Origin of the sequence: Oceanobacillus sp. FSL H7-0719, assembly GCF_045040795.1 — a bacterium.
GTDB lineage: Bacteria > Bacillota > Bacilli > Bacillales > Amphibacillaceae > Oceanobacillus.
In genome coordinates, this window is record NZ_CP150301.1 from 3,125,457 (window position 1) to 3,138,823 (window position 13,367).

Sequence of the window (13,367 nt, forward strand, 5' to 3'; positions counted from 1 at the left end):
GAATGGAGACTATTGCAAATGGAATTAAGAGAATATATGGAGATGAATTTCCCGGGAGTGGAGTTGAAGCCGGGTCTTTATCATCAATGGGATATAGGAATCCATTTTGAATTGGCTGAAAGTCTTTCCCCATTTAAAAATGCATCAGATGAATTAAATCCAGAGTATTTTCATATGGTTCATAATCAAGCGAACACAATATTTAATGAATTATTTGTACCGGAGGATGAAATTTTTTTAGTGACAAATCTTTATCAGCGTAAGGATTCCAAAAGGGAAAGCAATAATAAAATGAACGTATATCATCATTATATAAAAAATAAAGCGGTTCGCTCGCATTTGAAACAGATAACGCTACCCTTTATATTTGAAGATGAAGAGGACCACCTGGAGAAATACACTGCTCAGTTCTCTTTAAATTGCCGTAAACAGGACGTTCAGACTTCTTTATTACTAAAGGCAATAAGTCATCAGGACTTTCCCCCATCAAAACCAAGGCTGCACAATCCGTATGGTTTGTATGAACCGGATGTGTTTTTTGTGAACAGTACGCGAAATCTTATTTTTTATATGTATGATGACAGAGAGTGTGAAGTGATTGCAAGTGACATCGAAATGATTCGGAAATTGTATACTAAATACCACAATTGGGTGGAAGAGCATTATCGTGAAGAGATTGCAGAGAGGTTTAATAAGGAATAGGATATTTACATAGTATGATAGAAAAAAAGAGGTGGTAACATAAAAACGGCCTTTTTTTGAGCTTTAAAATAGGATGTAACATTTTAGACTCCAAAGACACTCATATACTAGATAGTTTTGAAGGGAGGTAACTAATTGGATGCGTTTAAACAATTATATCTTAAGCATGAAAAACAGATATACAAATACATGTACTATCTATCTGGCGACAAGTTCATTGCAATTGTAACCGGCGCTCTGATTGGCATTGCTGTTTCCGCAATGTACTTCAATATAGCACTCGTATCCATGCTTATCTGTATTTTTGCTGTGCTGTACTTTATGAACTCGGAAGAAAAAGGGAATGCAGGAAATAGAAAAACAAACATTGGTATTTTTATACTGAGTTTCATTGCATTAATTATTTCATTAAAATTATTCTGGAACACTGCTATATATGTGGATGAATACGGGGCTGATCCCGTTGCTGTTTATGGAGGAGAGTTTTGGCTGTATATGGCATGGCTGCGTTTACCTCTGCTTGCAATTGTTACTATTATTTCGGGTTTTAAGTTATTCAGCAGATAACCTAGTGAAAAGATATGACTGGTTCTATGCAGAAGCAGATAAGACATAAAAATTGAGGGAAAATAGCATAAATGCTTGGACTAGGGTAAACAGAAGAATCCATTTTGAAAAACATTGGTCACAATGGATTCTATACTTTTGTACAGCAAGAGATTTATAACAGTGGTTGATTATTTCTGGGGACATTTCTTCGCTTTTAATTAGAACGACTAATAGAATAAATGGCTTGCTCAGCTCCAAACCTTTTAATCGTTTTTTCTAATTTCATACCTAATCTTTCTAAGAGCCTGCAAGAGGACGTATTAGCAGTTTGGGTTTCGGCGACTACTTTTGAAAGACTTAATTCATTTAAAGCAAAGATAATTATTAACTGAATCACTTCCGTTGCATAACCTTTTCCCCACCAATTCGGTAAAAATTGATATGAGACTTCAAGGTAAATGCTATCGTGATGAGGATTAAGAGAAACTAACCCGATGAATTGATCTGTATGTTTTTCTCTTACAGCCCAATAAAAAGAGTCATCACCCGGGTGAAGCATTTCGTCCAATACTGCCTTAATTGAATCTTTCTGTCGTATGCCGCCAAGAAATTTTCTAACCTTCTGATTTATGAATAATTCTCTCACATCAACGCAATCAGATTTTTGCAAGGTACTAATAAAACATCTTTTTGTTTCAAACAATTAGAATCATCCCCTTAAAACAGCATGTAATAACTAAAATTGTTTCTCTTTTTTTATGTTCCATTTATTAAACAAACCTGTCCCGTGTCTCAATAAAAAAGTATATTCTCCTGCTCCAAGAATCGCATCAGTTAGAGAAAATTGAATCCATCTGAGAAAGTTGAAGATGGAAAAGATTATCTATGGTTAATTCTATACTCCATTAACCAATTTGTTTTGTTATTAATTTTTTTAAGCTTTCTGAATCCGCATTTTTCATAACATCTTATTGCCCTTAAGTTGGTCACAGCAGGGTCTAAAATAATTATATCGACATCTTTATGGTGAGAAATATTTTTAATGAATATTCTTATCATTTCAGTCCCAATACCTTTATTAAAAATATTTGGATAACCAATAAATTGATCAATTCCATAAACAGTTAAACTTTTAGGATATCCAAATTCTTTTTGTTTTTCCTCTTTTAATTTATATTGTTGCATAAAACCGATAGGAGTCTTATCTAACTCAACGATATAAGGGATTACAGGTATATCACCATTCACTCTTGGTTCATATTTATTCTTAACTTGTTGCAATGTAAATGGAGAATTCACATCTCCATAGAACTCTAAAACTTCTTTTGTACTTAGCCATTGAGCCATTACTTCATAATCAGTATGTTTCATATTTCTAATTGATACAGGATTAATATTCATATATTCTTCTCATTCCCTTTGTCAATACAAGAAAATATTAGTATTCGTCTCTAGCCTTATAACAGTGGGTAATTTATAAAAATAAAGTATTAAATCCTTCTTGAGTGAATAACTCCTGTTTGTTAAATATCTTGAAATGAGTATCCTGTCTCTACTTTTAAGAGGAATTAAATCAAAGTATTAATCACATCTTACCAAATTTTTTTAACATTTATCAAACTTAACTAAATATTAAAATTCTATTTAAAGAAACAGCACGAACCAGCCTTATTGAATTCATCATATCTAACCCACAGATTCAATTTTTATCGAATGATAATGCCATTTCTATTAATGGTCCTGGATCTCAATTCCCATTTTGCTTAATAATCTGGAGAATGCATTTTAAACATTTACTTTTAAAAATAAGAATGAACAATTTTAGCTTGCGCCCCACGTTACGTTACATGTTAAGTTGGATTTATCATTAATATGGAGGGATGATTGTATGGACAATGAGGCACCATTATTTACAATCAGTGAATTTAGCAAGCGGGCAAGAATAACTGTAAGGACATTGCGTTTTTATGAGGAATTAGGGTTGTTGGTACCAACAGAACAAAATAGCTCCGGTTATAGACTCTATGGATTAAAAGAATTGGCGAAGCTTCAACAAATTCAATCCCTAAAGTTTATTGGTTATTCATTACAGGAGATTAAGGATTTAATAGATGATGAGGCTGATGCTGCAACACAGCTAAAAAAGTCATTGCCTTGGCAGCATAAGTTATTGACAGAAAAGAGGAATGAACTCAATCGGGCAATTGAAGCTGTAGAAAAAGTGCAGCATTTGCTTGAGAAGGAGAAATCCATCACATGGAAGATTCTAAGCTCATTACTTTTTCAAATGGAACACGGGCAGGACTTAAAGGAGTGGGCTAAAGAGTATTTTTCAGAAGACATCGCTAACCAGTACTTTTCATTGTCAAAAGAGTATCAACAGCAGCTGGATATAGAAATGTTAGATTGGTTAGCCAAATTAAAGAAGTTAATGCAGGAGGATGTTTCTCCAAGCTCACCAGAAGCTTTTGAAGTGCTAACGGAACTTACCGAAATGGCGACAAGGCATATGGAAGATACAGAGGCATTTGCAGAAGAACTGGAAAAAGCGCAGAAACGAATGGAACAAGAAACAGTAGATTTTCAGTTTCCTACGATGCTGACCCCTGAACAAGATGCATATTTAATAAAAATTGGCGAGGTAATGAAGGAATTGTATTTTAAAAGTGAAAATTAATTTTAACTGTATGATAGAAGCCCACCAATATCTGATATCTTGGTGGGCTTTAATAAGAAACGATTTATATTTGCTTTATCAAGTTCGCCATTTCAATGGCAGATACAGCGGCATCCCAGCCTTTGTTTCCAGCTTTCGTACCAGCTCTTTCAACTGCCTGTTCAATCGTATCAGTGGTGATAACACCGAAAATAACGGGAATCCCTTCCTGCAGATTAATCGCGGAAACACCTTTTGCCACTTCATTACAGACATAGTCAAAATGCGGTGTTGAGCCGCGAATTACTGTGCCAAGTGTAATGATTGCATCATATTTATTGGAAGCTGCCATCTTTTTCGCAATCACAGGAATCTCAAAAGCACCAGGCACCCATGCAACATGAATATCCTGTTCGTTTACACCATGTCTGCGCAGGGCGTCTTCTGCGCCGCTTAACAGCTTTCCTGTAATAAAGTCATTAAATCTTGCAACTACAATCCCAATTTTCAAATCCGTTCCTACTAAATGACCTTCATAAATTGTATTCATTATGCTGCTCCTTTTAAGATATGTTTAAATTCCACTTATTTTAAATCCTTAATATTAAGCCAAAGCTTTCCTTGTCTTGCGGTAACTTACTAAGTCTTTGATTGTCAGAATAACTAAGTCAAAACGTTCAGCAACTCTCTGTAGCTGTTCGCCTCTGGCCATTGTCCCATCAGGGCTCATAATCTCACAGATTACACCAACCGGCTCAGCACCAGCAAGCTTTGCCAGATCAATCGCGGCCTCTGTGTGACCAGGACGCTCCAATACACCGTCCTGTTTTGCGATGAGAGGAAAGACATGTCCAGGCTTATTGAAGTCTGCGGGCTTAGCCTCAGAGCTCAGCATATTAAGAATGGTTGTTGAACGTTCAAATGCTGAAATTCCAGTATGGGTGGAAACATGGTCGATTGACACGGTAAATGCAGTGCGGTATGGATCACTGTTTTCTGGTGCCATTAATGAAAGGGCGAGCTGCTTCGCTTTGTCTGCTTCAATCGGAGCGCAAATCAAACCTTTCCCTTCACTTGCCATGAAGTTAATCATTTCAGGTGATGCAAATTTCCCTAATGCCAGGAAGTCACCTTCATTTTCCCTATTTTCATCATCTACAACGATAATCGCTTTGCCTTTTTTTAATTCTTCGACTGCTTGATCTACTGTCGCATACAATTTTATTCACCTCATCCATTTAAAAATCCATTTTCGGCCAGTGTGGTCATTGACACCGCACCAGCTGTTTTTTCCGTTCGTTTCGCTAAGAGCTTTTCCATATATTTTGCGAGCATATCGCATTCGATATTAAGATAATCACCAACTTGCTTCTGACCAATAACTGAGTCTGCTTGGGTTACAGGGATTAATGATATGACAAACCCATCTTTCGTCACTTCAAATATTGTTAAAGAAGTTCCATCAACCGTAACAGAGCCTTTTTCAATAAAGTAATTCAGTAAATGCTGCTCTGTCTTTACTTCTAAATATTTCGCGTTTTCATGACGGCGCACAGCAATAATCTCGCCGGTCCCATCGACATGGCCACTGACAAAGTGACCGCCAAATCGGCCGTTTGCTGCCATTGCACGTTCCAAATTAACAGGGCTTCCTATTTGCAAACTGTGGAGTGTTGTTGCTTTGACAGTTTCTGGCATTACGTCGGCTGTAAAAGAGGCAGACTGATGCTCATTCACAGTAAGACATACACCATTGACTGCTATACTGTCTCCTGACTTTACATCTGTCAGTACTTTTGTACAGGCAATTTTAAATTGCAAAGAGTTGGGATTGCGCTTTATTGATTGGATTGTTCCAATTTCTTCCACAATACCGGTAAACAAGGGTATAAAACCTCCTTTAGGAAATCTTCCTTCTCTGTTAATTTTTTTAAAAAGTTTATGTTGAATTCTTTCCACCGCGGGGCGATTGGGTGGTCAGGAAAGAGTGTTATTGAGTACGGCTTCTCAATAAAAAATATGCATGATAAGACTGATGAACAATGGAAATATGCTTCAGTGCATCGGAGTTTTTCCATCTATAAATTCAATTTTCCATACATGCATGCTGCCATTAGGAGTAATGGTAAAAATGAGTTACCGCAGCTAATAAAAATGCACGATCTAACTATTCCTCTATTTTAATAAACGATTCGCAGCTCCTTTCTTTTTTAAAAGAGAGTATCATGAATCGGCATGGCATATAATTTTCTTAAAAACTTCTCCCATCCAGACTGTAACTGTCGGTGCCGGAGTTTCACCAGCTCCACCGTCTTCTGATTGCACATAGAAGAACGGGTCACGGACTAACAAGCATTGCACTTGATCACCGTCGGTAAGGAATTTCACCTTGCCCCGAAATTATTAAAAAAAATATGCTTCCCTTAACGTATCATATTCAATATCATCTATCAATTAGAGAAACTTTTGCTTTGCCTCATTTTCTACTAAAGATATCTATTAGATTTGAAACTTAACACCAGTATATTCGTACAATTATATATAGTGAGTATGAAGTAAGGGGAGCATCTGTATGTCGAGTCATAATGAAAAACAGATTAAAACATCTGAGGATGGAGAATCGGAAGCAGCTTTTCGGGATATGAATAGAAAAGAAAAAATAGCAACTATAGCAGGAATAACATTGCTGATTGTGTTTCTAATTGCCTTTGTATTTGGAATGTACTTTTTTGGCCTGGCAGGTGTCTTTATGCTTCTTGGAGTACAATATGACTCTGTTTGGTCCCTAGTTATTTTTGTTATAAGTGTTTTAATTTTAAGCATCTTTTATGAGTTATTTTTCAAGGTAGTCTATTTGCTGCTTGCTCGCCAGGTTACTGGGAAAGTGCAGCGTATTGTCATGCGGTTATGCATTGAGACGACATCAAACTGGCTTGTCTTATTTACGGTTGATGAGTATATGAACAGCATTACGCTTTCTCTGCAAGCAGAGCTAATTGTTGCGTTGTTAATTGCTGTAGCTGAAATTGTATTTGAAGATAAAGATGAAAGAGAAAAGTAATATAGTGGATTTAAGACAAGCAGAGCAATTCGTTTATATGCTGATAAAGACAGAATTGTTTGCAGAAGTCGAATAAAGATTTCATGGAGTTGCATCTATTGCTATTGGTACGTAAATGTACTCTGCTATATTTAGAGAAAGTCATCAGCAATTAAGGAACAGACTACTTGCAATTTTGCACGAGTCTGTTTAAAAGGCGTAAAATACGCCCCAAGTCCTATCTGTAAATAAATCTCAGGCTCATTATAAGACCTTGCAAATCTCTTTATGATGATAATAGAGCAAAATAAAGAGTGCTTTGAATTTTTTGGAAGGCAGGGAGAGAGTTATAATGACTGTCAAAAAAGTCTATTTACTTTTCACTGATACAGGTACAATCCTTACGAAAACAATCAAATTATATACAAGAACCCCGTATAACCATGCATCTATTTCCTTTGATGAAGCATTAATTGAGCTTTATAGTTTTGGAAGGAAAAATCCGAGAAACCCGTTTATTGGAGGATTCGTTAAAGAAAATATAAATGAAGGTCTATTTAAACATGCGAACTGTGCTATCTATTGCTTAGCAGTGAAGGAAGCAGATTATTATAAAATGAAGCGATATATCAATAAAATAGAATCTCAAAAGGAAAACTATCGCTATAATTTAATTGGTTTATTCGCAATCATATTAAATATACAATTAAAAAGAGAAAATGCCTTTTTCTGTTCTGAATTTGTTGCCTCTGTATTGATGCAAAGTGACGATATAGATTTGATTATGCCAATTTCCTTCATTACCCCAACTGACTTACAGGCTTTGGATAATATAAATTTAGTATATCGGGGAAGGCTTAAGGATTATCCTAAAGAAGCGACGAAACAGCGTTCTCAAAATATGATTGAATCTCCAGTGGATATGGTTTTCATGTAAAGAATAATAAATTCTTCCCTTTAGATATATTGGCTAAAGGGTTTTTTAAAAAAGAATATAATATAGCGAGAAAGAAGGCAATGAACAGTCTACAAAACCACAATAAATAAGGATAGAAGTTTGATTGACAAACGAAGCAGTAATGATATATTGTAAATATTAATATATCCCAAGAATCTATATTTTCTAATAACTGCAACATAATATTGATAACGTTTACATTCGAGGGGTTAGATACTCAAAATAGATTCTAGTTATGGGAGAGCAGCTAATAGAGGAGGAGATTCGATTGAGTACAGATGAAGGCGGAATCCATGAAATAATTAAAAAAAGTCAGCTTGTCTATCCGGATAAGGAGAAGCAGGCGGCGACAAATCTGGGAAGCAGTGAAGCATTTCAGAGTTTATTAAAGAAGTCTCAGGAGAACCCAGAGGCCTTTTGGAATGATATTGCAGCGGAACTTCATTGGTTTGAGCCATGGGAGAACACAATGAGTGGAAACCTGCCGGACTTTGAATTTTTCCAGGGAGGCATCAGCAATCCCTGCTACAATCTGTTGGATCGCCATATTGCAAATGGGGCAGGTAACCGAACTGCTCTGATTTGGGAGGGGGAAGATGGGAAAACAAGCTTTTATACCTATCAAATGCTGCTTGCAGAAGTCAACCGTTTCTCTAATGTTCTTCATTCCTTAGGTGTAAGAAAAGGGGATCCAGTTGCCATATTCCTTCCTAATCTAGCAGAATCATTTATTGCTATTCTCGCTTGCTTCCGTATTGGAGCTGTCTATAGTACAATCTTTTCCGGTTTCTCTGAACAGTCTTTAAAAGATAGATTATCGAGTTATGAGCCGAAAGTAATCGTTACTGCTGATGCAGGCTTACGGCGCGGCAAAGTGATTCCGCTTAAAGAAAAAGTCGATCATGTAATCGAATCTATTCCAAGTGCTGATGCAGTCGTTGTTGTTAATCGTTTAGGGACAGATCCGGCTATGGAAAAAGGGAGAGATTACTGGTGGCATGAAGAAACAAGCAAGGCCTCCATTCACTTTGAAGCAGTTCCTGTTGAGGCCAATGAGCCAGGCATTGTTTTCTATACAAGCGGGACAACAGGCAAGCCTAAAGGGGTTGTGCATGCTGGAATGGCATTCGTTGTCCAAAATTATATTTATGCAAAATATCATATGGATCATCATCCAGACGATGTCTTTTGGTGTACTGCTGATGTCGGCTGGTTAACGATGCACATTTGGGGAGTGGTTGGTTCCTTGGCAAATGGGGTTACAACTGTTGTTTACGAAGGAGCCCCGAATTACCCTGAACAAGATCGTTTCTATCAGATTATTGATAAGTATCGAGTAAATAAACTGTTTACAGCACCAACTGCATTGCGAATGCTGCGCAGTCTTGGTGAAAAGGCGCTTGAACCTTATGATCTTTCTTGTCTTGATGTTGTATCATTGGTTGGTGAACCATTTGATCCGGAAACATGGCACTGGACTCGTGATGTGTTTGGCGGCGGGGAAATCTGTGTAAATAATACATGGGGACAAACGGAAACTGCAGGATGTCCAATTGCTGGAGCAGCATGGCTCACACCGATGAAGCCTGGTTCTGCCGGTGTACAATTTTTAGGAGCTGATGTGGGAATTGTCGATGATGAAGGAAAACCCGTTCCCAAGGGCACTTTAGGAAATCTGGTTATTCGAAAGCCATTTCCAATGCTTTGCCGTACACTGTGGAATGAGCCTGAATTATATTATGAAAAGTACTTTAGCCAGGTAGAAGGAAATTATTATGCAAGTGATATTGCTTTAGAGGATGAAGACGGATACTTCTGGGTTGTTGGCCGTTCAGATGATGCATTTAATGTTTCCGGTCACCGGCTAAGTACAATGGAAATTGAAAATGCAGCTTTGGAGTGTACAGGTGTTTCAGAGGTTGCGGTAATTGGGGCACCAGATAAAATCAAGGGAGAGGTTCCGGTTGTTTTTGCAACATTGTCAGATGGCTATAGTCCCGATGAAGAGCTGAAAGAAAAGATAGAGCAAAGTATCATTAGAGGTGTAGGGCAGCTTGCTCGCCCTCGAGATATTATCTTCGTAGAATCAATGCCGAAAACAGTCAGCGGCAAGATTATGCGTCGTCTTTTAAAAGAAATTCAAGTAAAAGGGAATGTTGCAGGTGATGTAACAGGTCTGGAGGATCCCACAGCGGTTGAACATGTAATTGAAGTTGTTTCTACAAATAATGGATCAAAAGTATAACTATAAAAAAGACCCGTCACTGGGGGGATGAGATCCAGTGACGGGTCTTCCCTTCTGGTAAATAAGAAATTATTTTCAGTCAGGTATTTGGAAAGAGATGAGGAAAAAGATGAAGAAGAATAAAGTGATTGGGTTCATAGCTGTAATTCTTATAGTCGGATCTGCAGTTGTTTGTATTGCTATTCTATCTGCTTATGAGGAGAACGAGAAATTCTTTCATTTTCCAATACCAAAAAGTGCCCAAATAGCCAGTGAAGATGATATAGCAAATAATTATAGCTGGCCCCCTGCTTCGGAAGAGCATGGAATTCCGAAGCATTACAAAATGGTTATTAAATTTAAAGGATGGAAAGAGGAAGACAGGGAAGGAGCATCGACGATTTATATAAAAGACGGTCATAGAATTGATTTAATCTCAACAACTGAATTTTTGACCGTTCGAAAAGAGAGCTAACATATCTATGAATTACGCGGGAAAGAGGAAGAAGGCTGGAGTACTGAATGAAAGTAATCAGCAGTTTACTTAAAATATCGAAACATGTTCATCTCCTTATTTTTGCCCCTGCATAATACGATGTAATCTGTCCTAATAAAATTCAACGGTGGACAAGTTGACTAACATAAAAATGGACATATCGATTGCTTCAAGTAAATTCCTGATTTATAATGAGCTTGATGAAATTTTTTGAAAATATCGTTTATTAAAGAAGCTCGCGGATAAGCGCTATTTATCTAAATCATCAATACCATTGAAGGAGTGCTAGAATGACAAACAAAGTACAAATTGGTAAAACAGATCTCGTTGTAAATCCGGTTGGTATGGGGACGAATAAAATTGGTGGTCATAATCTTTTTCCAAACTTAGATGAAGATGCAGGAAGAGAAGCGGTCCGTTTTGCAATCAATCATGGTATTGACTTTATTGATACAGCCTATCTTTATGGGAAAGGGCGTTCAGAAGAACTAATTGGTGAGATTGTAGAGGAAACTGGAAAACGTTCGGATTTAGTGATTGCTACAAAGGTTTCTCCTGTTTTCACGGATGATGGAATGTCAAATAATAATGCACCTTCTTATTTAAAACAAGAAGTAGAGAACAGTCTAAAGCGCTTAAAAACGGATTATATTGATTTAATCTATATTCATTATCCAGATGAGGACACGCCAAAGGCAGAAGCGGTAGGAGCGCTAAAGGAATTGAAAGACGAAGGGAAAATTAGAGCGATTGGCTTGTCTAACTTTTCGATGGAACAGATAAAAGAAGCGAATCAGGATGGATATGTTGATGTTTATCAAGGAGAATACAGTTTGCTGAATCGCAGTGCTGAAAAAGAATTACTGCCATATGCTGCAGAAAGTAATCTCTCATTCATCCAATACTTCCCCCTTGTAGCTGGATTATTAACAGGAAAATATAATAAAGACTCACAGTTCAATGATATGCGTGGAGGCCTGCCGTACTTCCAAGGTGAAGCATTTGCAAACAATCTTGAGAAAGTGGAACAAATACGTAAAATCGCTTATGAAAAAGGAACCGAAGTTGCAAATGTTGTGCTTGCTTGGTACTTAACAAGAGACGCAATCGATGTCATTATTCCTGGGGTGAAAAATGCGGAACAAGTACAAAGTAATTTAAAAACGAATGATGTATCGTTAACGAGTAATGAAATTGAAACAATTGACCGGATATTTAAGAGATAAAACGAAGAAGAAATGTGAAATAAAATGGCTGACTCAGTTAGATGGGTCAGTCTATTTTTTACATAAAATGGGACGGGGGAGTATAAAGTTGGAGATACAATATGTTACATATCACAGAATTCCTGGTGGAGATATATTGGATGGAATGTTAAGACTGCATACAACCATATTTGGAAAATCCTATGATTTAGTTAGCAGAATGGAGGAAAAGTCAGGATTAATTATTGATCTAGCACTAAATCATCAACAGATTGTCGGCTATAAGATTGGCTATGCTCTAAATAGCAATCAATTTTATAGTTGGTTAGGTGGTGTTGAAGATGATTATAAGAGGCAGGGGATTGCTTCCAAGTTAATGGAGCGGCAACATAGACTTTTAAAAGAAAAAGGATACAATGTTGTACGGACCCATACTAAGAATAAATGGAGGGCGATACTTTTATTAAATATCCAAAGTGGATTTGATATCATTGGCATCTATACGGATAAAGAGGGAGAGGCAAAGATTATCCTTGAAAAGGAGCTGTGAAAGACATATCTGCGAGGGATAATTGCAGAGAAAAAAGAGCAGATATCCTCGAGATATCTGCTCTTTAACAAGTCCTGATTATTCAATTCCTTCTGTCCATTCAGCTACTTTATCCTGGTTTTCTTCAATCCAAGATGCTGCAGCATCCTCAGGGCTTGTTCCTTCAGTAATATCAAGCATTACAGCTTCAATATCATCTGTTGTCCAGTTAAAATTATCTAGAACTTGATAAGCTTCTGGAAGGTCTTCTTCTAAGCCTTCGCGGACCATTGTATTGATTGTTTCAGCTTCACCAAATGTTCCTTCAGGATCTTCCAGATATTTTAAATCATATGTCTGAAATTTCCAGTGTGGAGACCAGCCAGTAACAATGATATCTTCCTCATTTTCATAAGCCGTTCTAAGCTCCGTTGTCATTGCACCACTTGAGGAAGTTTGTACTTCCCAGCCATCTAAATTGTCATAATTTTCTACTGTTCGTTCAGAAGCTGCTACAACTCCAGCGCCAGGTTCAATACCTGTGATTGTCTTGTCTGCTTCGTCTGATAAATCAGCTATAGAATCAACATCCATATAAGATGGAACTACTAGACCAATTTTAGCGCCTTCTAGGTTTGGTCCTAAATCAACCATGCGATCACCGTACTCTTCAAACTGTGCACCGTGCGTCCCTGGTAACCAAGCAGCGACCATTCCATCAGCCTCACCGCTTGCTACAGCTTCCCACATAACTGAATTGTCTAAAGGTGTTAATGTTACATCATAACCCAATTCTTCAAGTACTTGACCAATAACATGTGTTGAAGCGACTTCAGTATCCCATTCAACATATGTTAATTCAACTTCTCCATCTACACCAGTGGCACTATCAGAATCTGCACCTGAATCATCATCAGACGAACCACAACCTGCAGCAAATAATGCTAAAGACAAACCTGAAATCAGAGCTAGACGTTTCCAATTAAATTTCATGTCTAAAAAACACCC

The 13,367-nt window shown here is 37.3% G+C and carries 15 protein-coding genes and 1 riboswitch; of the genes, 9 read left to right on the plus strand and 6 right to left on the minus strand.

Translation table 11 applies throughout. The annotated features are described in order from the left end of the window. Nucleotides 1-18 precede the first annotated feature (18 nt). Nucleotides 19-702 (plus strand): DUF3885 domain-containing protein, encoded by a 684-nt coding sequence (locus NST93_RS15970; RefSeq protein WP_405098718.1) that lies wholly within the window; start codon nucleotides 19-21, stop codon nucleotides 700-702. Nucleotides 703-837: 135 nt separating this feature from the next. Next, nucleotides 838-1,269 carry a hypothetical protein gene (locus tag NST93_RS15975; RefSeq protein ID WP_405098720.1) on the plus strand — a complete coding sequence of 144 codons (432 nt, stop codon included), beginning with the start codon at nucleotides 838-840 and terminating at the stop codon, nucleotides 1,267-1,269. A gap of 196 nt (nucleotides 1,270-1,465) precedes the next feature. Here the strand turns inward: NST93_RS15975 and NST93_RS15980 are convergent, their stop codons facing one another. Together NST93_RS15980 and NST93_RS15985 are read right to left on the minus strand one after the other, a co-directional pair. Continuing rightward, complete coding sequence (locus tag NST93_RS15980; protein ID WP_405098722.1) at nucleotides 1,466-1,954, minus strand: GNAT family N-acetyltransferase; 489 nt, start codon at nucleotides 1,952-1,954, stop codon at nucleotides 1,466-1,468. Between the two features lie 176 nt (nucleotides 1,955-2,130). Next, complete coding sequence (locus tag NST93_RS15985; protein WP_405098724.1) at nucleotides 2,131-2,652, minus strand: GNAT family N-acetyltransferase; 522 nt, start codon at nucleotides 2,650-2,652, stop codon at nucleotides 2,131-2,133. Nucleotides 2,653-3,139: 487 nt separating this feature from the next. On the opposite strand from NST93_RS15985, the gene NST93_RS15990 reads away from it, so the two are divergent. Continuing rightward, nucleotides 3,140-3,928 (plus strand): MerR family transcriptional regulator, encoded by a 789-nt coding sequence (locus tag NST93_RS15990; RefSeq protein WP_405098725.1) that lies wholly within the window; start codon nucleotides 3,140-3,142, stop codon nucleotides 3,926-3,928. Between the two features lie 64 nt (nucleotides 3,929-3,992). On the opposite strand, the gene ribE (NST93_RS15995) is transcribed toward NST93_RS15990, so the two are convergent. From ribE (NST93_RS15995) to ribE (NST93_RS16005), 3 genes are read right to left on the minus strand one after another with little or no spacing between them, the layout of a single operon-like run. Next, nucleotides 3,993-4,457, minus strand: coding sequence for a 6,7-dimethyl-8-ribityllumazine synthase (ribE, locus tag NST93_RS15995; RefSeq protein WP_405098726.1), 465 nt, complete (start codon nucleotides 4,455-4,457; stop codon nucleotides 3,993-3,995). 54 nt (nucleotides 4,458-4,511) lie between these two features. Next, on the minus strand, nucleotides 4,512-5,126 hold the full coding sequence (gene ribB / locus NST93_RS16000; protein ID WP_405098727.1) for a 3,4-dihydroxy-2-butanone-4-phosphate synthase: 615 nt from the start codon (nucleotides 5,124-5,126) through the stop codon (nucleotides 4,512-4,514). 11 nt (nucleotides 5,127-5,137) lie between these two features. Continuing rightward, nucleotides 5,138-5,791 (minus strand): riboflavin synthase, encoded by a 654-nt coding sequence (gene ribE / locus NST93_RS16005; protein ID WP_405098729.1) that lies wholly within the window; start codon nucleotides 5,789-5,791, stop codon nucleotides 5,138-5,140. 368 nt (nucleotides 5,792-6,159) lie between these two features. Further along, a riboswitch (FMN riboswitch) is annotated at nucleotides 6,160-6,313 on the minus strand. A gap of 166 nt (nucleotides 6,314-6,479) precedes the next feature. On the opposite strand from ribE (NST93_RS16005), the gene NST93_RS16010 reads away from it, so the two are divergent. The 6 genes from NST93_RS16010 (at nucleotide 6,480) to NST93_RS16035 (ending at nucleotide 12,380) form a co-directional block, all read left to right on the plus strand. Further along, nucleotides 6,480-6,968, plus strand: coding sequence for a regulatory YrvL family protein (locus NST93_RS16010; RefSeq protein ID WP_405098731.1), 489 nt, complete (start codon nucleotides 6,480-6,482; stop codon nucleotides 6,966-6,968). A gap of 331 nt (nucleotides 6,969-7,299) precedes the next feature. After that, nucleotides 7,300-7,884 (plus strand): hypothetical protein, encoded by a 585-nt coding sequence (locus tag NST93_RS16015; protein WP_405098733.1) that lies wholly within the window; start codon nucleotides 7,300-7,302, stop codon nucleotides 7,882-7,884. Nucleotides 7,885-8,173: 289 nt separating this feature from the next. Next, the gene (locus NST93_RS16020; RefSeq protein WP_405098735.1) at nucleotides 8,174-10,150 is read left to right on the plus strand and encodes an acetate--CoA ligase; all 1,977 of its coding nucleotides are present in this window, start codon (nucleotides 8,174-8,176) and stop codon (nucleotides 10,148-10,150) included. A 109-nt stretch (nucleotides 10,151-10,259) separates the two neighbouring features. Continuing rightward, complete coding sequence (locus NST93_RS16025; protein WP_405098737.1) at nucleotides 10,260-10,604, plus strand: hypothetical protein; 345 nt, start codon at nucleotides 10,260-10,262, stop codon at nucleotides 10,602-10,604. Between the two features lie 311 nt (nucleotides 10,605-10,915). After that, nucleotides 10,916-11,851, plus strand: coding sequence for an aldo/keto reductase (locus NST93_RS16030; RefSeq protein ID WP_405098739.1), 936 nt, complete (start codon nucleotides 10,916-10,918; stop codon nucleotides 11,849-11,851). Between the two features lie 88 nt (nucleotides 11,852-11,939). Next, nucleotides 11,940-12,380: a GNAT family N-acetyltransferase gene (locus NST93_RS16035; RefSeq protein WP_405098741.1), complete on the plus strand. Its 441-nt coding sequence runs from the start codon at nucleotides 11,940-11,942 to the stop codon at nucleotides 12,378-12,380. 78 nt (nucleotides 12,381-12,458) lie between these two features. On the opposite strand, the gene NST93_RS16040 is transcribed toward NST93_RS16035, so the two are convergent. After that, on the minus strand, nucleotides 12,459-13,352 hold the full coding sequence (locus tag NST93_RS16040; RefSeq protein WP_405098743.1) for a glycine betaine ABC transporter substrate-binding protein: 894 nt from the start codon (nucleotides 13,350-13,352) through the stop codon (nucleotides 12,459-12,461). Nucleotides 13,353-13,367 lie beyond the last annotated feature (15 nt).

Bases quoted from the DNA above. Each gene is read 5' to 3' on its own strand.
- NST93_RS15970 (WP_405098718.1), top strand. From the start codon at position 19: ATGGAATTAAGAGAATATATGGAGATGAATTTCCCGGGAGTGGAGTTG.
- NST93_RS15985 (WP_405098724.1), bottom strand. From the start codon at position 2,652: ATGAATATTAATCCTGTATCAATTAGAAATATGAAACATACTGATTAT.
- NST93_RS15990 (WP_405098725.1), top strand. From the start codon at position 3,140: ATGGACAATGAGGCACCATTATTTACAATCAGTGAATTTAGCAAGCGG.
- ribE (WP_405098726.1), bottom strand. From the start codon at position 4,457: ATGAATACAATTTATGAAGGTCATTTAGTAGGAACGGATTTGAAAATT.
- NST93_RS16010 (WP_405098731.1), top strand. From the start codon at position 6,480: ATGTCGAGTCATAATGAAAAACAGATTAAAACATCTGAGGATGGAGAA.
- NST93_RS16015 (WP_405098733.1), top strand. From the start codon at position 7,300: ATGACTGTCAAAAAAGTCTATTTACTTTTCACTGATACAGGTACAATC.
- NST93_RS16025 (WP_405098737.1), top strand. From the start codon at position 10,260: ATGAAGAAGAATAAAGTGATTGGGTTCATAGCTGTAATTCTTATAGTC.
- NST93_RS16030 (WP_405098739.1), top strand. From the start codon at position 10,916: ATGACAAACAAAGTACAAATTGGTAAAACAGATCTCGTTGTAAATCCG.
- NST93_RS16040 (WP_405098743.1), bottom strand. From the start codon at position 13,352: ATGAAATTTAATTGGAAACGTCTAGCTCTGATTTCAGGTTTGTCTTTA.